At 36.7% G+C, this 19,423-nt stretch carries 15 protein-coding genes, 1 tRNA gene and 1 pseudogene; 7 read left to right on the top strand and 10 right to left on the bottom strand.

The features are described 5' to 3' along the window. Positions 1 to 95: 95 nt before the first annotated feature. The 10 genes and pseudogenes from D0817_RS17255 to D0817_RS25590 form a co-directional block, all read right to left on the bottom strand. Positions 96 to 296: pseudogene (locus D0817_RS17255) on the bottom strand (DNA polymerase beta superfamily protein); the annotation flags it as partial. 152 nt (positions 297 to 448) lie between these two features. Continuing rightward, positions 449 to 1,249, bottom strand: a complete 801-nt coding sequence (locus D0817_RS17250; protein WP_127339617.1) for a TatD family hydrolase — start codon at positions 1,247 to 1,249, stop codon at positions 449 to 451. 342 nt (positions 1,250 to 1,591) lie between these two features. Then, positions 1,592 to 2,491, bottom strand: coding sequence for a phosphatase domain-containing protein (locus tag D0817_RS17245; RefSeq protein WP_127339616.1), 900 nt, complete (start codon positions 2,489 to 2,491; stop codon positions 1,592 to 1,594). A gap of 13 nt (positions 2,492 to 2,504) precedes the next feature. Further along, a complete protein-coding gene (locus D0817_RS17240) occupies positions 2,505 to 3,689 on the bottom strand; it encodes a DNA ligase-like domain-containing protein (protein ID WP_127339615.1) in 1,185 nt (394 codons plus the stop codon). 3 nt (positions 3,690 to 3,692) lie between these two features. Further along, the gene (locus tag D0817_RS17235; protein WP_127339614.1) at positions 3,693 to 4,970 is read right to left on the bottom strand and encodes a class I SAM-dependent methyltransferase; all 1,278 of its coding nucleotides are present in this window, start codon (positions 4,968 to 4,970) and stop codon (positions 3,693 to 3,695) included. A gap of 70 nt (positions 4,971 to 5,040) precedes the next feature. Then, positions 5,041 to 6,057 (bottom strand): RNA ligase, encoded by a 1,017-nt coding sequence (locus tag D0817_RS17230; RefSeq protein ID WP_127339613.1) that lies wholly within the window; start codon positions 6,055 to 6,057, stop codon positions 5,041 to 5,043. Positions 6,058 to 6,099: 42 nt separating this feature from the next. Beyond that, positions 6,100 to 6,840: a hypothetical protein gene (locus D0817_RS17225; RefSeq protein ID WP_127339612.1), complete on the bottom strand. Its 741-nt coding sequence runs from the start codon at positions 6,838 to 6,840 to the stop codon at positions 6,100 to 6,102. A gap of 2 nt (positions 6,841 to 6,842) precedes the next feature. Then, the gene (locus D0817_RS17220; RefSeq protein WP_127339611.1) at positions 6,843 to 7,379 is read right to left on the bottom strand and encodes a hypothetical protein; all 537 of its coding nucleotides are present in this window, start codon (positions 7,377 to 7,379) and stop codon (positions 6,843 to 6,845) included. Positions 7,380 to 7,717: 338 nt separating this feature from the next. Further along, positions 7,718 to 9,958, bottom strand: a complete 2,241-nt coding sequence (locus D0817_RS17215) for a hypothetical protein (RefSeq protein ID WP_127339610.1) — start codon at positions 9,956 to 9,958, stop codon at positions 7,718 to 7,720. A gap of 243 nt (positions 9,959 to 10,201) precedes the next feature. Beyond that, positions 10,202 to 10,319: transfer RNA gene (locus D0817_RS25590), tRNA-OTHER, on the bottom strand. Positions 10,320 to 10,513: 194 nt separating this feature from the next. Between D0817_RS25590 and D0817_RS17210 the strand changes: the two genes are divergently transcribed. The 7 genes from D0817_RS17210 to D0817_RS17180 all read left to right on the top strand — a co-directional run bounded on the left by D0817_RS17210 (position 10,514) and on the right by D0817_RS17180 (position 19,305). Then, on the top strand, positions 10,514 to 11,128 hold the full coding sequence (locus D0817_RS17210) for an HD domain-containing protein (RefSeq protein WP_127339609.1): 615 nt from the start codon (positions 10,514 to 10,516) through the stop codon (positions 11,126 to 11,128). A 294-nt stretch (positions 11,129 to 11,422) separates the two neighbouring features. Further along, positions 11,423 to 12,436, top strand: coding sequence for a helix-turn-helix transcriptional regulator (locus D0817_RS17205; RefSeq protein WP_127339608.1), 1,014 nt, complete (start codon positions 11,423 to 11,425; stop codon positions 12,434 to 12,436). 246 nt (positions 12,437 to 12,682) lie between these two features. Continuing rightward, complete coding sequence (locus D0817_RS17200; protein WP_127339607.1) at positions 12,683 to 13,141, top strand: MarR family winged helix-turn-helix transcriptional regulator; 459 nt, start codon at positions 12,683 to 12,685, stop codon at positions 13,139 to 13,141. 54 nt (positions 13,142 to 13,195) lie between these two features. Further along, on the top strand, positions 13,196 to 15,586 hold the full coding sequence (locus tag D0817_RS17195) for a 3-hydroxyacyl-CoA dehydrogenase/enoyl-CoA hydratase family protein (protein WP_127339606.1): 2,391 nt from the start codon (positions 13,196 to 13,198) through the stop codon (positions 15,584 to 15,586). 171 nt (positions 15,587 to 15,757) lie between these two features. After that, positions 15,758 to 16,939, top strand: coding sequence for a thiolase family protein (locus D0817_RS17190; protein ID WP_056193737.1), 1,182 nt, complete (start codon positions 15,758 to 15,760; stop codon positions 16,937 to 16,939). 162 nt (positions 16,940 to 17,101) lie between these two features. Continuing rightward, a complete protein-coding gene (locus tag D0817_RS17185) occupies positions 17,102 to 17,452 on the top strand; it encodes a four helix bundle protein (protein ID WP_127339605.1) in 351 nt (116 codons plus the stop codon). Positions 17,453 to 17,499: 47 nt separating this feature from the next. Continuing rightward, positions 17,500 to 19,305, top strand: coding sequence for an acyl-CoA dehydrogenase FadE (locus tag D0817_RS17180; protein ID WP_127339604.1), 1,806 nt, complete (start codon positions 17,500 to 17,502; stop codon positions 19,303 to 19,305). Positions 19,306 to 19,423 lie beyond the last annotated feature (118 nt).

Genomic DNA, 19,423 nt, shown 5'->3' with positions numbered 1-19,423 from the left:
AAAAAATATAGTTTTTAATCAAAACGGAGGTGCTCACTTTGCACCGGAATTAGGTGGTCATTTTGAACTGGAATCAGGTGCTCACTTTAAAACGGAATGGGGTGATCAATATAACCGGAATTTGCACAAAGCGATAAATAATACTCTGGATTGTGTTTATATATAAAACGGATATCATAATCGCTGTCCGGAGAAGCAAATCCCCAGGCGCGGCTTCCTGATTCTACGGCCAAAAGTATTTCTACATTCTTGCTTTTTTCTATTTCTTTTAATTTCGCTAGTATTTTTTCTTTCATGATTGTTTTCAAATGTAATTAAACAAAAAGCCTTTTAAACCCAGTAAAAATACCTGATTTAAAAGCCTGCTTCTTTTTACCACTAAGGCGTTAAGATGCAAAGTTTTTTTCGTTTTATACTTTGTTCCTTTTACACCTTTGCCTCTTTGCAACTAAATCCCAAAAAACCTCTTAGCATTGCTCGTCGTTTCTTCCGCCACTCTATCTAAAGAAATCCCTTTAAACTGCGCCACCGTTCCCGCCACAAAAGGTAGAAAAGCAGGTTCGCAACGGCGTTCGTGGTATTTTTTCAGGAGGCTGTTGGGTACATTTTTCGGGAGCATGAAGGGGGCATCGGTTTCGATCATCATTCGGTCGAGCGGTACGTATTGAATCACTTCTTTTAAATGCTCAAAACGTTTACTGTCGGATATCGCTCCGGTAAAACCCAGATAGAATCCGTTATCGAGATAGGTTTTGGCTTCGGGCAGGCTTCCGGTAAAACAATGCACGACTGCTTTTGGCAATTGCGGCAAATAGTCTTTTGTAATGTCCATAAACTTTGCAAAAGCGGCTCTTTCGTGCAGGAACAATGGCTTCTGAACTTCAATCGCCAGTTCTAACTGGGCTTTGTAACAGCTTTCCTGTACATTTTTGGGCGAAAAGTCACGATCAAAATCGAGTCCGCACTCGCCTACTGAAACTACGTGTTGCTGCTTTAATAAATTGCGCAGTTTTGAAATGCTCTGCGCATCAAAACTCTTCGCATCATGCGGGTGAATTCCGGCTGTTGCGTACAGTATTCCGGGATATTGCCTGGCGATTTCAGCCGAGGCTTCGCTATTTCGGACGCTGGTGCCGGTGAGTATCATTTTTGCTACATCGGCATCGAGTGCGTCTTGTACGACATCGTCTATGTCGTTTTGGAATTGTTTATTGGTTAAATTAATTCCTATGTCTATGTATGTATTCATTTTTTTTAAAGTTACTGAGATTCTAAGAGGCTAAGGTTCTGAGGTTTTTCCTCTTTGAGTCTTTATTATTTATTATTTTTTGCCTTGAAGACGTAAAGAGAGAAGTTTTTTGGGGTCTGTTTTTTTTTTTAATCACGCAAAGGCGCAGAGTCGCAAAGTTTTTTACACACAGTTTGTCATTTCGACGAAGGAGAAATCACACCAGTAATTCGACAAAGATTGGCGATTTTAGGATCGGAGTTTCTTCTGTGATTTCTCCCTTTGGTCGAAATGACACAAAATGAGAAATTAATACTTTAAAAACTTAGCTGCTTAGAAACTTAGCACCTTAACATCTTCCAATCAAAAATCCCCATAATACACCTGGAAGCACGGCAATTTCAGGTCATTTCGCCATGTATCTACTACCTGGTTTCGGTCGTCTAAAACGAATTCTACAAAGTACTTGTCTTTTATAAACTCGTGATAGATTTCGGTTTTGATGATGGAATCTTTTCGGTTGTCCTGGGTTTTACGCATGATGAGGTCATCGTATTCGATTTCGTGTTTTTCCAGAAAACGCAATGTCGGTGCTTTGTATCGGTCTTCTCTTCCGGAAACCAATAGTATCTGATATCCCAATTTCTTGTAATTTCTCAAAACATTCGCCACCGGATTGTTGATTTCGTCTTCGTCGCATTTGCTGGCATCAAAAGGGTTTCGTCCGTTCATTAAGGCGAGCGTTCCGTCGAGGTCACAAATTATGGCTTTTGGCAGGTCGGGGTTTTGGGTGCAGTATTCCAAATTTTTGTTTACTTTTTTAATCGGTTTAAAATCGAATTTTTCTTTTGTTTTCTGCAATTGATGGTACATGTTTTCAATTACTTTTTTGGGAACTTTTCGGTCTCTCTTTTCATTTCGGGTCAAAAGCTCTTCTAATGGTAAGTCGAACACTTTAAATTCAATATTGGCCATTTCCGAAAAATCATTGACCGGTTGTTTGAGGTATTCTGCTTTTACGTTACAAGTATCCAGAATTACATTCCATCCATTCGAAAGCAACGTTTTAATTTGTCCGTTAACGATTTTCGAAATCATACTTTCGGCTGCAGGATCCATCGCTTCCTGAAATTGCGAAAACCTGATTTCATCACGGCTTATTCGCATTGTTTTAGGTTCAGTTCTTACTTTCCACTCGGCGAAAGTACTTTTCCCTGATGCCGGACAGCCTGCAAGTATCGTTAAGGTTGGTGTCTTTTTCATGTTCTGAATTTTATTATAATCTTGGATCTAATGTTTTTTCTATTTCTTCGTTATTAATTCGCTTCAAAAGCAACAAACGCATGAGGTAATTTTCTTCTTCTAAATCTTTGTAAGGAACCTGAAGCATTTTCTGATTGATTTCCCAACCGTTTATCGATTGTTCCAACTTCTTCTTTACATTCCTTTTTTCTAAGTAATGATCAAAATCCTGATGGAAATTTACGCCGTAGATCATCGTCAGATAATTATTGTTTCTGACTTTAAAACACGGTGGCAAATTCTTAATGTAATTCTGAACCGGTTTGATCATGATACCTTCCTCATTGTCAGAGGTTAGTTTTTCGAAAAATGAATAAATCTCGCCTAGCTTTTCTTCTTTATTTAAATCTGTAATTTCCAGATGTAAAAAAACATCATCGTTTACCAATTCATAAGTCAGATTACTGTTTGGCAATATCTCACCTCCAGCTGTATTTACCACTTTTAAGATCGTAAATGGCTTAAAATGCAATTCGGCTTCATCTCCAAAAGTATTAATCTGATTTTTAAAAACCTGTAATGATTCTTCCTGTTTTGCTACATCCGGAATTTTTACAGCTGCCAAAGCTTCGTATTGACGGATAATGTGCGATTTATGTTTACTGCCAAATTCTTTTCTGCTAAGTTGTGTTTTATCTGAAATATATGTTGTAAATGCTGTTGATTCTTTTACATTTTCCAGTTTTTCAAGTAAGCCTGAAGACTGCAAATAGGCATTGTGCGTTTTTAAAGCGTCATAGTATCCCGTAAATTCCTTCTCGATTAATCCAGCGCCCAAAACTTTCCAGGGCAATAATTCTGAAGCAATCAAAATGGTATCGAAATCAGGAAAAGCAACTATCATTTTCGCATGCAGATCCTTTACGCTGTTTATTGCTTTGTCTACATCAATATGATCCATTTTAAAACCGTTTCGGGAAACGAAATACGTTTCTTCAATGTTTCTTTTCAGGTAAATTGTGCAATACGAACCCATGTATTTTTTCTGAACCACAAATTCAGTTACCCCTTTTCCCAAATAATAATTTACCGCTTCCCCGATGCTTTCAATTTCATTTTTTGCTTTGCTTTTTGGAGCCGGTGAAATGGTTGGCGAAAAATCATTTATCTTGTTTTTGCAAAACCACTCTATTCTGTTTCTTACTCTATAGTCTAACATCTTTTACTTTTTTTGAATGATTACCGCACTTGTTGGATAAACTCCCTTTACACAATCTCCTACTCCATAAAATGATTTGGGATTTGGAAAAATTTCATTGATCAATTCCCTAAACTCTGAATTTGACAATTCAAAATCGTGATCGTCGTGCCTGAATTCCTCTGTCATTTCATAATTTACATTAAAATCCTTATCCGGTGTTGTCACAAATAATTGGGTAAAATTTGTATTGTCGCGAATCCAGATCAGCAATTCTTTTGCTTCTTCAAATGAATTATGCTCAATCACTTCACTTAGGATCACCTGACCTTCAAAGTCTTTTATTTCTTCCAAACTTTCAATCCATCGTAAATTATCTGCATTTTCTATTGCGGTAATTTTATCAGCAATATGCTTAAAATCAACTTCATCATAAGCATGATATTCCTGCGTAAATCCTTTTTTAAGCAATAATTTAAAATACTGTAATTCACCGCAGCCAAAGTCTAAAACAGGTTCTTCAAAATTGATTTGACTGCAAATAAATTCTTTTCTGGACTGATGTGTGTCGGTAAATACAAATTGTATTTCGCTATTAAAATAGGCTTCTAACTGTGGTTTGAATTTTTCGAACTGAACCGGAGAACGCATGATTCTTTTTATAAAAAGATAAAACACGAAATACGGAATCCCCGAAATATTGGTTAACATCGTGATATGCTTTTGAATAAAATAATCATCGATATAAGTGTAAACCGCATATTTGTTGGTAAAGTGCGAAAACAGGGCTACAAGCGAAAATTTTTGCAACGCTTCCCTCACCGTTTTGCCTTCGATATTTAATTCGTAATTATTACCAATTTTATGATTCAGCGAAATTCCATCAATGTATTTAGACAAAAGATAACGATCGTTCTTATACCACCCAGAATCGATGAAAAAAGTCGCTACCTCGATCGTACATTTTTCGGTATCTACTTCATTGTAATTTTTGTCGAGCCAGGAAATTACTGTTTCACTCAAACTTGCATTTTCTTTGTATAAATGATTGAAAAATTCGGTCGACATATTCAAAGCAAGTAACGGACTGCAATAACTTTGAAAATCGATCTGGTTTCCCTCTTCGGGCAAATAACTATGTTTGCCATCTAAAAAAACACAATGATATTCGTTAGCAGAAACAACGTTCCCGATTACAATTCCGTTTTTTAATTCTTTTAGATAAAGTCCCTGATCCGTATTTGGATTTTTATAAAGTATATCTAAAAAGTATTTATTTTCTGATGTAAGTTTTATAATCATTGTGTTTTCTTTTGTTTGACAAATATAGTTTTGCCAGTGCGCAGCTATTTTGCGCAGGTAAATTATTTTTTTATTCTTCTCCTTTATTAAACGGTTTTTCGAATGTCGGCCGGATCATTTTCCAGATAATCTCCGAATAATCTCTATTATCCAGCATCGCAAATAATACTCCTGAATATTGACAAGTTAGAAAATACAAAGCAGTTTCCTTGCGCGATTCCAAAATTTTAAAATCATTTTTACATTGATTTTCAATTACCGAATATTGATTCTCTAAATCGCCTTTGGTTTGTTTTACCCAGTCGAAAAATTCATCAGGAACACGTTCCAGAATTTCTTCCATAGGCTGATTGGTTTTCAAATATTCCCAGATGTTCACGTTGGAAACCTGAGTGACGATTCGGTGTAAACGAAGGTATTCTTCAAATTTAATTTTCACACGGAAATTGTTCGCATATTTAATGATGAAACCTTCTTTGTTATTGACATCCAATCCTTTTAAAGTCATAATGTCTTTGATTCCATCATATTTTTCAACCACAGGAAAACCAATATTTTCTAATGGAAATTCTTCTCCGGACGTTGTATCAACAATCGCCAGCAAAACCAGTTCTTCTGCTGCTCCGTAATCTAATACGATTCGGTTTTGAGGATAAATAATTTCGAACAAATAGGTTTTCGTTTTATCCAGCAATGACCATGAATTTCTGTATTTACCGTGCAGCATCTCATTCGCTTTATCCGACTGGTCGCTTGCAAAAGAACCTCTGCTTGCCATAAAAGGTACATCGTTGATCCAATACAAAATTCCCAATGAACCATCCATTTTATCATATACTTCAAAAGTCGAATCCGGAAGCACCTGATTTTCCATTTCACCTAAATTGAAAAACTTAGGAAAAGGTCTTGCAATCATGGTGTCATTCTGATCTAAAATCAATCCTCTGCAGGCTAAGGTTACTTCATTCCAAACACGTTCGAATTGGGCATTTTGAGTATAATTATAAATGTATAAATCATGCTCGGGATGTTTGTTTACCCGTACATAATTTTTGGAAATCATTTCCTTTAAAAGCGTTGTATTCATTAGTTATTTTCTTTGAACAAAGATTTCAATTTTGGTGCGCAATTATTTTGCGTAGTTAAAATCATTTTCATCTTCATATTTGTACTCTGATGTATTTTTCATCAAAGAGAGTCTCGTTTTAATGATTTCTATAAATGTCGAAAGCCATTTCTGCAAATCATTAAAATCGACATTTTCTTCTCTGGAAAGATATTTTCTTAAATCCGGAAAAGAAGCTGCAATTTGATTTTTGGTATAAATTTCTTTTCCTTCCTGAAGCGCAATTGTTTGTCCTAATTGAAAAGCTATTGATTTTATACTATCGGGACTTTTTTTTTCTTTCCCGAAGGAAGCTATAGCGCTTAGTTTTATAGTTTCTAAAGCCTGAATTTTTTCATTCAGATTTCCTTTTAAAGCTTTTTTTACTAAAACCCGATATTCGGTTTTGCTTACAAAAGACAAAATCATGCGACTGCTTCTCAAAAATTTTAAATCAACATCCCGTACCAAAAGTTTCGTTATTTGATTCTCCTGTTTTTGTTCGTGAAACTGATAAGTATAAAACAACGCGTTATTTAATTCATCTGTCGTTCCTTTATAGACCTCGGTTAAATGACCATTTTTTAAAACAGCAAGATTCGCATTAATTACTTTTTCTGGAAAAAATGAAGTTATGGTCTTACTGAATTCCTTTGATAATGACAGTTTTTCTACTATTGTTTCCGGCATTTCTTTAACAAAGAAAACTACATCGGCATCTAGCGAATTTTCAGAACCAAAAATTTGATATATTGGTGTCTTCATGATTATATTCTTAAAAGTTCATTTTTTAAATATTCCCGTAAATTATTTCCAAACATAATAATATCTGATCCCCAAACAGAAATGACTGGTGAAAGATATTTATCTTCAAAAACCACAAGAACCCGATGATGGTACGTAGGAATGAATCCAACTATTTTTGAAACATCAAAACCTGCTTCCGTAAGAACAGATTCTGCTTCAAATTTGTTTTCAGCAATTTCATTAATAATCCATCTTGATTTATCATAATCCTCAGGATAATTATAAAAAAAGTTGTCCTGATTATATTGAATATCGGATTTATCTTCAGGATTAATTGAAATTGTGGGAGTATCTAAATTTGAAAAAGTTAAGAGCATCTCTCTGTATTCCCAAGGAAATTTAAATCCAAAAAGAATTTCAAGCTGATCAATTTCTTTGCGGCTAATACCTTTTGTAAACTTTGTATTAGGCTGAATTTGGAATCCATACAGATAATCAATAAGCTGTATTTTTTTAAACCTTTTTTCAGCTTTGTATATTATTTCTTTGATTGTCATAAATTAAAATATTTTTCGCTAAGTTTTTTTAAGCCACAGATTAAAGATTAAAAATGATTTTTCCTCATTTTATGTCATTTCGACGAAGGAGACTCGGGCGATAGCGAACAGACGAAGTAAATCTCCACGAGAAGCTCTACAAAGATTGACTTTCGTTACGGAGTTGCCTGCGAAGATTTCTCCTTCGTCGAAATGACAAATATTACGCAGAAAAAACTTTGCGACTGCGGCTCTGCGAGATTAAATTTACCAAACTTTGCAAAGACGCACCGCAGTGCGTCTCTACAAAATCTTTGTACCTCTGAACCTTTGTACCTTTGTACCTTTGTACCTTTCTCCTAATCAATTAATAATTGTGTTACTGCTGCCGGATTCATAGCCCATTGCGCTGTATACATTTCGTCAGCAATTTCATTTTCGGTAATTATTAAACCCTGAGCTTCCGCTTTAAGCTGTAATAAACTACCAATATTCAATTTGCTGCTCAATTTTGCCAACAACGCCTGAACTCCTTTGAAATCCAAACCTTGCACCACCTGACCTCCGAAAGTCATCTCTAACCAAACGATTTCTCTTTTGGCTACATCAAGAATTCCAAAAACCAAACCTTTGGCAACGTTTTGCGTCACACGCACCTGATGATCTACACAAGACGGATCGTATGCCACTCCGGTTTTCTCGGAGATTTTCATCGGATATTTGCTGTTCATCCAACCCACAATAAGATTTGGCGTGATGCTTCCGTTACTGTAGGCATTGCAGGTAAAAGTTACAAATTTGGCATCTGCTTTCGCCAATTTGTCAATGTTGATGTTGATATATTCGGCGGTTCCAATTTTATTCGGAATGCTTCTGATATCACCACTATGCTGACAACCTGTTGTGGTCAGTCGGCTGAAAGAACAAATATCTGTACTGTTTGCATACGCGATATGACAACTCAAATCCATATCTAAATGCTGTGCCGGCAAATCCTTACCCCATTGCATAAACAATCGCACTTCGTTGCCTTCAATCGGGAAACGTGTTCCCATTAAAGCCACCGGTAAATCCTGAACGGTATCGTTTCGATCTCCTATAGCAACCGGAATATTAAATAATTGCGGATCGATATACATCGTTTTATTTGTATTCGCAACCGCTGCAAATCGTTTTTTCATGGCCAAAAGGCATAATTCTTCGATTTGATTTTTCATTGCTTCCAATTGCAGATCATCGTACAGTTTCAATAAACCATTTGGTTCAATTCGTTTGTTGGTTCCACCCAAAGCTTTCACACTTCTGTGCATGTTCTTATCAAAGTAGTTCTGAGCATACATGTTTAAGGTAAACACGAGTCGGGCCGGAACTTTATCGATAATTTCTTCAAAATGTGCGATGGTCTCGTCTGCACCAAACCATAACATATTGGAGAATAAAGAACGTGCAAACAATCCCGGACGCTGTTTTAGTAATGCAAATGTTTTATCGGCATCAAATTTTAATCGTGATGTGTTCACTTTGCTTTGCCAAACGTCATACACCTGGTTGTAAAAAACATCCATGAAAAAAGCTAATTTTTCAAACCCTTTTCTCTTGCTGTATTCTGCCAAACGTAATGCCCTGATAAAACGAACCCACATTCCTCTTTTCGGATGCATGATTTCGCACATGGCTTCTACTTCCATATCCAGATTATTCAACCAATTGGCTGCCATCAAACATTCTTTACGGGAATATTTTAATTTCAAATCTTTTTGAGAAGCAATTCTTGCCTGCGCACTTGTATCTAAAACAAGGTGGAAATGCTGCGCGTTTTTTGACGCACGTTTCACAATTGTTTTTGGCTCGATAATCTGAAGCATTCCGGTATTTTTATACCATAAGTATCTTAAGATATCCGTTGGCGTTTTTAAAAATTGAGCAGCTTTGGCTTCGTTACCGTTTTCAATCAAAAGATCGATTACCAGCATCAAAGTTTCCTTCATTGCAACGTCTGTTTTTGGCAAAGGCAAATATTGCATTGCTGTTTTTAAACTATCCACTTGCGTAGCGTCTAAAGCCGTTTTAGATTGCAATAATGATTTGTAAAAGTCTTCCAACTCTTTTTCTGTCCACAATTCCAACACTTTCAATTTACTTCCCTGTCCGAAGTTTTCGATTGTACCAAATGCAAACGGAGTTCCGCAAAACGGACAGCCGTTGTATCTTTCCAAAGGAAAAGTATTCCCGGGAATGGTATGTCCGCATGGTAAAGCCGTTCCGTTTTTGGTTTTAAAAACGGTTGCGAAGAAAGTTGCAATATGATCTAAAACAGTTTCTCCAGTTGGAATATTCCATTCTTTCACCAAAGGCGTCCAGTTTTTATCGGTTCCTAAAACTTCATTCAGCGTTTCTAAAACTTCGACTTTATAATTTGGGTTTACATTATTTAAAGCGTGCAATAACGATTCGGAAAATGTAAATCCGAGTTTTGAAACATTGGCCATTAAAACCGATGTTGTTCCTGATAAATTTTTGATATCATTCGTTATCATTTCTGATGGAATGAAAATGGCGTTTTGACGCAAACTGATTTTTAATAATGCTTTTGTTTTCATTTTTTTTAATTTTTAAAATTTAGATAATGGTGTTCCTGGTTCTACCTAAAAGATTTGAAGTAAGAAACACTTGACCTGAAATTCGAGTGTAATAGATTAACTGATTCAAAGTGACAGTTTGGTGGGGTTATCCCGAAGTAAGTTAATCTTGACCCTCATTTTATTACTGATAATTTTAAAACTCGCCGGACTCGAACCGGAAATACCGATTTTCTGAAGTAAGTTTTAATTGACCTGTAATAGTGAAGCAGATGGGATTCGAACCCACGACCCGGACATTAAAAGTGTACGAAGTAAGTTTTGATTGACCTTTTGAGGATAATTTCAAAACTACCTGCTCTAACCGCTGAGCTACTGCCTCCTTCTAAATTGTGTTAACCGGTAATGGTGTAAGTGTGTACGTGGAAAGTTTTTCGAAGTAACTCAAACTTGACCCTGTTAACGCAATTTTTTATTTCAATGAACTTGTTTTATTTCCTGAGCAAAGATTTCAGAAGTAGTACGCAGTTATTTTGCGCAGTAAAAAAAGAATTCTATATTTGAGTAAAAAAGGATATGAGTCTAAAGCAAAAGTTTAGGGAATTGCTCGCCAATATTGGTTTTGAAGAAAAAGAAATCGAGCGAAACTGGTCTGATTTAGAAAAGGCATATTCCGGGAAATCAAGGCATTATCACAACCTTACCCACATCAGAGATATGGTTGAATGTTTTGAAATGTATTTGGATCAGCTTCAATTTCCTAACGAAGTATTATTTGCTGTTTTTTATCACGATTACATTTATAAGAGCAGCAAAAAAGATAATGAACTCAAAAGTGCTGAATTTGCTTTGTCGATCTTACCTGAAAATATTTCATTTGACAAACAATTCGTTTTTGATGCTATTTGTGCCACACAACTCCATGCACATCATACAATTGAAGATATCAACTGGTTAATAGATTTTGACCTGAAGATTCTTGCCCGCGATTGGGATGCCTATCAAATTTACTTTGAGCAAATCAGAAAAGAATACCGCATTTATCCCGATTTTCTCTATAAACCCGGAAGAGCGAAGGCTTTAAAACATTTTCTGGAGAATGACTTTATCTATCAGACTGATGAATTCCGAAAATTGTATGAAGAGAAAGCTAGATTGAATATTGAGAAAGAGATAAAATTATTAAGCTAAAAATTGAATTGCGCAGAGTTTTTCTCTCGCAGATTTTGCAGATCGAGCAGATTTTATATTGATTCATTTTAACGGTTACATATCGCAATGATAAACCCGAAAGGTTTTAAAAACCTGTCGGGTTTCTGGACGGAATATTGGAAACGAAAAAATAAACGCGCAAAGCCGCAAAGCCGCAAAGTTTTTGTTTCTCGCAGATTGAGGAGATTGAGGAGATTTTTTAATCATTTTAATCTTTTAATCTGTGGCAAAAAAACTTTGTGCCTTTGTGCCTTTGTGGCAAAAAAACATACTATGTCACAAAACAAAAATGCCTTAATACGGTACAAAACAATAGACAAATGTTTACAAAACAGGTATCGTCAATGGACCCTGGAAGATTTAATCGAATGCTGTTCTGAAGCGTTGTTTGAATATGAAGGCCGCGAGAATTCCATCAGCAAACGAACGATCCAGATGGATATTCAGTTGATGCGGAGTGAAAAACTGGGCTACAACGCCCCTATTGTCGTGTATGACAAGAAGTTCTATAAATATGAAGACGACGAATTTACCATCACCGATATTCCGCTGACGGAAACCGACATGAATGTCTTAACCGAAACCGTTTCGATGCTCAAACAGTTTAAGGATTTCTCTTTGTTCAGCGACGTTTCGGATATACTGCAGCGTCTGGAGGATAAAATCTACTCCGAGAAATCACATACGCGACCGGTTATTTATCTGGATAAAAATGAAGGACTGAAAGGTCTGCATTATTTAGATGAAGTGTATCAGGCGATTATCAAAAAAGTGGCACTCGTCATTACCTACAAATCCTTTAAATCCAGGGAAGAAAATAAGTTTCATTTTCATCCGTTTATTTTGAAGGAATTCAATAACCGATGGTTTTTAGTTGGAAAGAAAAAGGGCTCACAGCCCATTACCAATCTGGCTTTGGACCGCATTATTGCCATTGATTACGATTTTAATGTACCGTATTTAGAACAAGATTTTGATGCCGATTTGTATTATAAAAATGTAATTGGCGTAACGGTGAATTCGGGTTTGCAGCCCAGAAAAATCGAACTCTGGATCGATGAAATAAATGCTCCTTATGTATTGACAAAACCCCTGCATCCGACACAAAGACTGATCAAACAAAATGATGACGGCACCATTATAGTGCATTTACTCGTTATTCCGAATTATGAAATGGAACGTCTGTTATTGGGTTTTGGGTGTGGCATCGAAATCCTGAAACCGGAAGGCCTGCGGAACCGGATGAAAAAAAACCTCCAGATGGCACTTGAAAAATATAAGGAGTAAATTTTATTCGCATTAAATTCAGTTTTTTTTACCAAATGCGGAATTAAAAGAGGATTTAAAACCATAAAAGATTTTTTACGCTGACGAATTTGTTAAAATCTCAAAAAAGAATAGTATATTTCAATTCAAAAACTAACCCTAAACCACTCTGTTTCAGAGACATTTTTTCATTAACCAAAAATTTATTCAAAAATAATATGCACGCATAGTATTTTTTGATTATATTTGAAATCGATATAGTTACTTATGAAAGACAAAACAATAGATTATATTTTAAGAGCCACCTGGCAGGCTGTGTCAAGAATGTATAACGAGGAAGCTGCAAAATACGATGCCACTATGGCGACAGGATTTGCCCTTTTGAGTATAGACAAAGAAGACGGAACTCCATCTACGGCGTTAGGCCCAAGAATGGGAATGGAAGCTACCAGCTTGACCAGAACCTTAAAATCAATGGAAGATAAAGGTCTTATTGTCCGCAAAAAGAACCCGAGTGACGGAAGAGGCGTTTTGATTTACCTGACCGAATTTGGAAAAGAAAAAAGAGATTTATCTAAAAATACAGTGCTGAAATTTAATGAAACGGTTCGGAAACATGTTTCTGACGAAAAATTAAAACATTTTATTGAGGTTTCGGAAATCATCAACGAATTGATTCAGGACAAGAACATATTTAATCAAACAGAAAAACCGGAAAATGAATAACCTTATTTTCTAAAACATATCAGATTCCATACAAAAAACAAATAGTAACAAATTATGAAACGCACAATTAAAAAAGTCGCTGTAATCGGATCCGGAATTATGGGTTCAGGAATAGCTTGCCATTTTGCCAATATTGGTGTTGAAGTTTTACTGCTTGACATCGTACCCCGCGAGTTGACAGAAGCTGAAGCTAAAAAAGGATTAACGCTTGAGAGTAAAGTGGTTCGCAACCGAGTGGTAAACGAACACTTAGCGAATTCATTGAAATCAAAACCCTCTCCTATTTACAGCCAGAAATTCGCCAACAGAATTACTACTGGAAATACTACAGACGACATGGCAAAAATTGCCAATGTGGACTGGATTATTGAAGTTGTAGTGGAACGTCTGGATATTAAGAAATTAGTATTCGAACAAATCGAAAAATTCCGTAAACCGGGAACTTTGGTTACTTCTAACACTTCCGGTATTCCGATTCACTTTATGAGCGAAGGAAGAAGCGAAGATTTTCAACAACACTTCTGTGGAACCCACTTTTTTAACCCTGCGCGTTACTTAAAATTATTTGAAATTATTCCTGGTCCAAAAACTTCCACTGAAGTATTGGATTTCCTAAATGAATACGGATCTAAATTCTTAGGAAAAACTTCGGTTGTGGCCAAAGATACTCCGGCATTTATCGGAAACAGAATTGGTATTTACGGAATCCAGAGTTTGTTCCATTTGGTAAAAGAAATGGGATTAACAATTGAAGAGGTTGATAAACTGACTGGTCCGGTTATCGGTCGCCCAAAATCGGCTACTTTCCGTACCGTTGACGTGGTTGGTCTGGATACTTTGGTGCACGTTGCCAACGGTATTTATGAAAACTGCCCGACTGACGAACAACACGAATTGTTTAAACTTCCTGATTTCGTCAACAAAATGATGGAGAATAAATGGTTGGGAAGCAAAACAGGACAAGGTTTCTACAAAAAAGTCGATAAAGACATTCTTTCTTTAGATTTGGATACATTAGAATATCGTCCGGCTAAAAAAGCTTCTTTCGCTACACTTGAACTGACAAAAACTATCGATAAACCAATCAACCGTTTTAAAGTTTTAGTGAAAGGAAAAGACAAAGCAGGAGAATTCTACCGTAAGAGTTTCTCTGGAATGTTTGCTTATGTTTCCAACAGAATTCCTGAAATCTCAGACGAATTATATAAAATTGATGATGCGATGAAAGCCGGTTTCGGATGGGAAAATGGTCCATTCGAAATTTGGGACGCCATTGGTGTTGCCAACGGAATCGAAATCATGAAAGCAGAAGGTTTAGAACCGGCTGCATGGGTTACGGAAATGTTAGCTTCCGGAAGCGAAAGTTTCTACTCTGTAAAAGAAGGCGCTTCTTATTTCTACAATATCCCAACAAAATCACAAGTTAAAGTTCCGGGACAGGATGCATTTATTATCCTGAACAACATTCGCGAAAGCAAAAAAGTATGGAGCAATAGCGGCGCAATTATCCAGGACTTAGGTGACGGAATTTTAAACTTAGAATTCCAGTCTAAAATGAATACCATTGGCGGCGACGTACTTGCTGCTATCAATAAAGCAATCGACTTATCTGAAAAAGAATATCAGGGACTGGTTATTGGTAACCAGGCAGCGAATTTTTCTGTTGGAGCCAATATCGGAATGATTTTCATGATGGCCGTTGAGCAGGAATATGATGAATTGAACATGGCAATCAAATTGTTCCAGGACACGATGATGCGTGTTCGTTACTCCGGAATTCCGGTTGTAGTAGCGCCTCACGGAATGACTTTTGGCGGTGGATGCGAAATGAGCTTACACGCTGATAAAGTGGTTGCTGCTGCAGAAACCTATATGGGATTGGTTGAGTTTGGTGTTGGTGTACTTCCTGGTGGTGGCGGATCTAAAGAAATGGCTTTAAGAGCTTCAGATCTTTTCCGTAAAAACGATGTGGAACTAAACGTTCTTCAGGAGTATTTCTTAACGATCGCAATGGCAAAAGTATCGACTTCAGGTTACGAAGCTTTTGATACCGGACTTTTACAGCATGGAAAAGATGTTATCGTGGTAAACAAAGACCGTCAGATTGCTGAAGCTAAAAAACATGCGTTGTTAATGGCTGAAGCGGGTTATACACAACCAATCAGAAGAACTGATGTTAAGGTTTTAGGTAAACAAGCATTGGGAATGTTCTTAGTGGGAACCGATCAGATGGAAGCCGGAAAATACATTTCTGAGCACGATAAAAAAATCGCCAACAAACTGGCTTACGTAATGGCCGGTGGTGATTTATCTGAAGCCACTTTAGTATCCGAACAATATTTATTAGATATCGAACGTGAAGCTTTCTTATCTCTTTGTACAGAGCGCAAGACTTTAGAGAGAATTCAGTATATGTTAACTAAAGGAAAACCACTTCGTAATTAGAAAATAGAACAAAGAGAATAGAATATAGATGTAAGACTTTAAGTCTATTTTCTATACGCTATCTTCTATAGTCTTAAAAAATAGAATAAAGAGAATAGCATATAGATTTTGAGACAAAGTAAAAGTCTATTTTCTATGATCTATTTTCTATAATCTTAAAAACAAAAACAAATGAAAACAGCATATATAGTAAAAGCTTATCGTACAGCGGTAGGGAAAGCACCAAAAGGGGTTTTTAGATTTAAAAGACCTGATGAATTAGCTGCGGAAACCATTCAGTTTATGATGGATGAACTGCCTGATTTTGACAAAAAACGTATTGATGACGTGATGGTAGGAAATGCCATGCCGGAAGCAGAACAAGGTTTGAACGTTGGGCGTTTGATCTCTTTAATGGGATTAAAAGTAGAAGATGTTCCTGGTGTAACCGTAAACCGTTATTGCGCATCCGGATTAGAAACTATCGGAATGGCGACTGCTAAAATCCAGTCAGGAATGGCAGATTGTATCATTGCCGGTGGAGCAGAAAGCATGAGTTTTATTCCGATGGGAGGTTACAAACCAACTCCGGATTATAAAGTTGCCGCTGCAGGTCATGAAGATTACTACTGGGGTATGGGTTTAACGGCTGAAGCAGTAGCCAACCAATACAAAATCTCCAGAGAAGATCAGGATGAGTTTGCTTACAACTCTCATATGAAAGCCCTAAAAGCGCAGGCTGAAGGAAAATTCGACAAACAAATTGTTCCGATTACTGTTGATCAAACGTTCATCAACGAAAACGGTAAAAAAGAAACTAAATCATATGTAGTAAAACAAGACGAAGGTCCACGTGCCGGAACTTCTGTGGCTGCATTGGCTGGTTTGAAACCTGTTTTTGCCGCTGACGGAAGCGTAACTGCCGGTAACTCTTCTCAAATGAGTGATGGTGCTGCTTTTGTTTTGATCATGAGCGAGGATATGGTGAAAGAATTAAACCTGGAGCCCATTGCAAGATTGGTAAACTTTGCTTCTTCTGGTGTTGAACCAAGAATCATGGGTATCGGTCCTGTAAAAGCAATTCCGAAAGCCTTAAAACAAGCTGGTTTAGAATTGAAAGATATTGACTTAGTGGAATTAAACGAGGCTTTTGCTTCTCAGTCTCTGGCTGTAATTCGCGAACTAGGTTTAAATCCGGATATCGTAAACGTAAACGGTGGAGCGATCGCTTTAGGTCACCCTCTGGGATGTACAGGTGCTAAACTTTCTGTTCAGTTATTCGACGAAATGAAACGCAGAGGTAACAAATACGGAATCGTGAGTATGTGTGTGGGGACTGGACAGGGTTCTGCGGGGATTTACGAGGTTCTTTAATAAAGAGAATAGAATATAGAATAAAGAGCATAGAATAAAGAGAATAGAGTTTTGTGAAAGGAAAGAGATAAGGCTTTTGTAGCGACATAAAGTTCTAGCTTTAAATAAAAATAGTATTAATCTTACTTTTTTTGTTTTAATTTCTTAACTTGACTCAAAAACATGAGACATAATTATAAGAACTTAAAGATTTGGCAAATTGGAATTTCAATCGCTAATGATATCTCGGATTTATTGTTAGAATTTCCAAAACATGAAAGATATGATTTAAGTTCTCAAATTAGCAGATGTTCTGTTTCAATGCCTAGTAATATTGCTGAAGGTTCTTCAAGAACAGATAAATCTTTCAGTCATTTTTTAGACATTTCTCTAGGCTCCTCATTTGAACTAATCACGCAATTATTAATTGCTACGCATAGAAAATACATAAACAAAATACAATTTAACCAATTAGAAATTAAAATAGAAGAATTTCAAAGAATAACAATGAGCTTCCAAAACGGATTGAAGTAAAGTCTATTCTCTATATTCTATTTTCTTTTCTCTAAAAAGAATAAAAAATGGCAGATACAATCGAAAAAAACGTAACCCGTGGTGGTCAGTTTTTAGTTAAAGAAACAAAATGCGAAGATGTCTTTACACCAGAAGATTTTTCGGAAGAGCAGTTAATGATGCGTGACTCTGTAAAAGAGTTCGTAGACAAAGAATTATGGGCGCATAAAGATCGTTTCGAGAAGAAAGATTATGCGTATACAGAAGCTTCTATGCGTAAAGCAGGTGAATTGGGACTTTTAGGAGTTGCCGTTCCGGAAGAATACGGTGGATTGGGAATGGGATTCGTTTCTACTATGTTAGTTTGCGATTACATTTCGGGTGCTACAGGATCTTTCTCAACTGCTTTTGGTGCACATACCGGAATCGGGACAATGCCAATTACCCTTTATGGATCTGAAGAACAAAAGAAAAAATACGTTCCTAAACTGGCTTCAGGAGAATGGTTTGGAGCTTATTGTTTAACGGAACCAGGTGCAGGATCTGATGCTAACTCAGGAAAAACAAAAGCCGTTTTATCTGAAGACGGAACGCACTATAAAATTACAGGACAAAAAATGTGGATTTCAAATGCAGGTTTCTGCAGCGTGTTCATCGTTTTTGCCCGTATTGGTGATGATAAAAATATTACAGGTTTCATCGTAGAAAACGATCCGTCTAACGGAATTTCCATGAATGAAGAAGAGCATAAATTAGGAATCCGTGCTTCTTCTACGCGTCAGGTTTTCTTCAACGATACAAAAGTACCGGTTGAAAACATGTTGTCTGAAAGAGGAAACGGTTTCAAAATCGCTATGAATGCTTTGAACGTTGGTCGTATTAAACTGGCAGCAGCTTGTCTGGATGCACAACGCAGAGTGACTTCAAATGCTGTAAAATATGCTAACGAAAGAATTCAGTTTAATACTCCAATTTCATCTTTTGGAGCGATCCGTTCTAAATTAGCTGAAATGGCAACGAATGCCTACGCCGGAGAAAGTGCTTCTTACCGTGCTGCAAAAGATATCGAAGACAGAATTGCTGCCCGTGAAGCGGAAGGAACTTCTCATCAGGAAGCCGAATTGAAAGGTGTTGAAGAATACGCTATCGAATGTTCTATCCTTAAAGTAGCAGTTTCTGAAGACGTACAATCTTGTGCTGATGAAGGAATCCAGATTTTCGGTGGAATGGGATTCTCTGAAGACACGCCAATGGAAAGTGCCTGGAGAGATGCCCGTATTGCCAGAATCTACGAAGGAACAAACGAAATTAATAGAATGCTTTCTGTAGGTATGTTAATCAAAAAGGCTATGAAAGGTCATGTTGATTTATTAGGACCGGCTATGAAAGTTTCTGAAGAATTAATGGGAATTCCATCTTTCGACACGCCTGATTTCTCTGAATTATTTGCGGAAGAAAAAGGAATCATCGCTAACCTGAAAAAAGTTTTCTTAATGGTTGCAGGAAGTGCCGTTCAGAAATACGGACCGGATTTAGATTCTCACCAACAGTTATTAATGGCTGCTTCTGATATATTAATCGAAGTATATATGGCAGAAAGTACTATTCTTAGAACGGAGAAATTAGCCAAAAATCAAGGTGAAGCTAAAGTACAGGAGCAAATTGCAATGGCAAAATTATACTTGTATAAAGCGGTAGATATCGTAAACTCAAGAGGAAAAGAAGGAATCATTTCTTTTGCTGAAGGTGACGAGCAACGTATGATGTTAATGGGATTAAAACGTTTTACAAAATATACAAACAATCCAAATGTGGTAGCTTTAAGAGAGGTTATTACTTCTAAATTAGTAGCAGAAAACGAATACTGCTTCTAATACAAAAATAGTTTTTAGCTTTTAATTTGTTTAAACCCGCACTTGTCCGAAACAGTGCGGGTTTATTTTTGATTTTTTTTACCCTAATTTTTTTTACCATATTGCAGAGGCGCACAGC

The organism is Flavobacterium cupreum (assembly GCF_003996965.1).
Classification (GTDB): domain Bacteria; phylum Bacteroidota; class Bacteroidia; order Flavobacteriales; family Flavobacteriaceae; genus Flavobacterium; species Flavobacterium cupreum.
Note: the sequence above shows the minus strand (reverse complement) of the source record. Positions and strands in the feature narration are given on the sequence as shown.

Excerpts from the sequence above, each read along its gene's own strand:
- D0817_RS17235 (WP_127339614.1), bottom strand. The coding sequence starts at position 4,970 with ATGATTATAAAACTTACATCAGAAAATAAATACTTTTTAGATATACTT.
- D0817_RS17200 (WP_127339607.1), top strand. The coding sequence starts at position 12,683 with ATGAAAGACAAAACAATAGATTATATTTTAAGAGCCACCTGGCAGGCT.
- D0817_RS17215 (WP_127339610.1), bottom strand. The coding sequence starts at position 9,958 with ATGAAAACAAAAGCATTATTAAAAATCAGTTTGCGTCAAAACGCCATT.
- D0817_RS17250 (WP_127339617.1), bottom strand. The coding sequence starts at position 1,249 with ATGAATACATACATAGACATAGGAATTAATTTAACCAATAAACAATTC.
- D0817_RS17185 (WP_127339605.1), top strand. The coding sequence starts at position 17,102 with ATGAGACATAATTATAAGAACTTAAAGATTTGGCAAATTGGAATTTCA.
- D0817_RS17205 (WP_127339608.1), top strand. The coding sequence starts at position 11,423 with ATGTCACAAAACAAAAATGCCTTAATACGGTACAAAACAATAGACAAA.
- D0817_RS17230 (WP_127339613.1), bottom strand. The coding sequence starts at position 6,057 with ATGAATACAACGCTTTTAAAGGAAATGATTTCCAAAAATTATGTACGG.
- D0817_RS17180 (WP_127339604.1), top strand. The coding sequence starts at position 17,500 with ATGGCAGATACAATCGAAAAAAACGTAACCCGTGGTGGTCAGTTTTTA.
- D0817_RS17240 (WP_127339615.1), bottom strand. The coding sequence starts at position 3,689 with ATGTTAGACTATAGAGTAAGAAACAGAATAGAGTGGTTTTGCAAAAAC.
- D0817_RS17190 (WP_056193737.1), top strand. The coding sequence starts at position 15,758 with ATGAAAACAGCATATATAGTAAAAGCTTATCGTACAGCGGTAGGGAAA.
- D0817_RS17210 (WP_127339609.1), top strand. The coding sequence starts at position 10,514 with ATGAGTCTAAAGCAAAAGTTTAGGGAATTGCTCGCCAATATTGGTTTT.
- D0817_RS17220 (WP_127339611.1), bottom strand. The coding sequence starts at position 7,379 with ATGACAATCAAAGAAATAATATACAAAGCTGAAAAAAGGTTTAAAAAA.
- D0817_RS17245 (WP_127339616.1), bottom strand. The coding sequence starts at position 2,491 with ATGAAAAAGACACCAACCTTAACGATACTTGCAGGCTGTCCGGCATCA.
- D0817_RS17195 (WP_127339606.1), top strand. The coding sequence starts at position 13,196 with ATGAAACGCACAATTAAAAAAGTCGCTGTAATCGGATCCGGAATTATG.
- D0817_RS17225 (WP_127339612.1), bottom strand. The coding sequence starts at position 6,840 with ATGAAGACACCAATATATCAAATTTTTGGTTCTGAAAATTCGCTAGAT.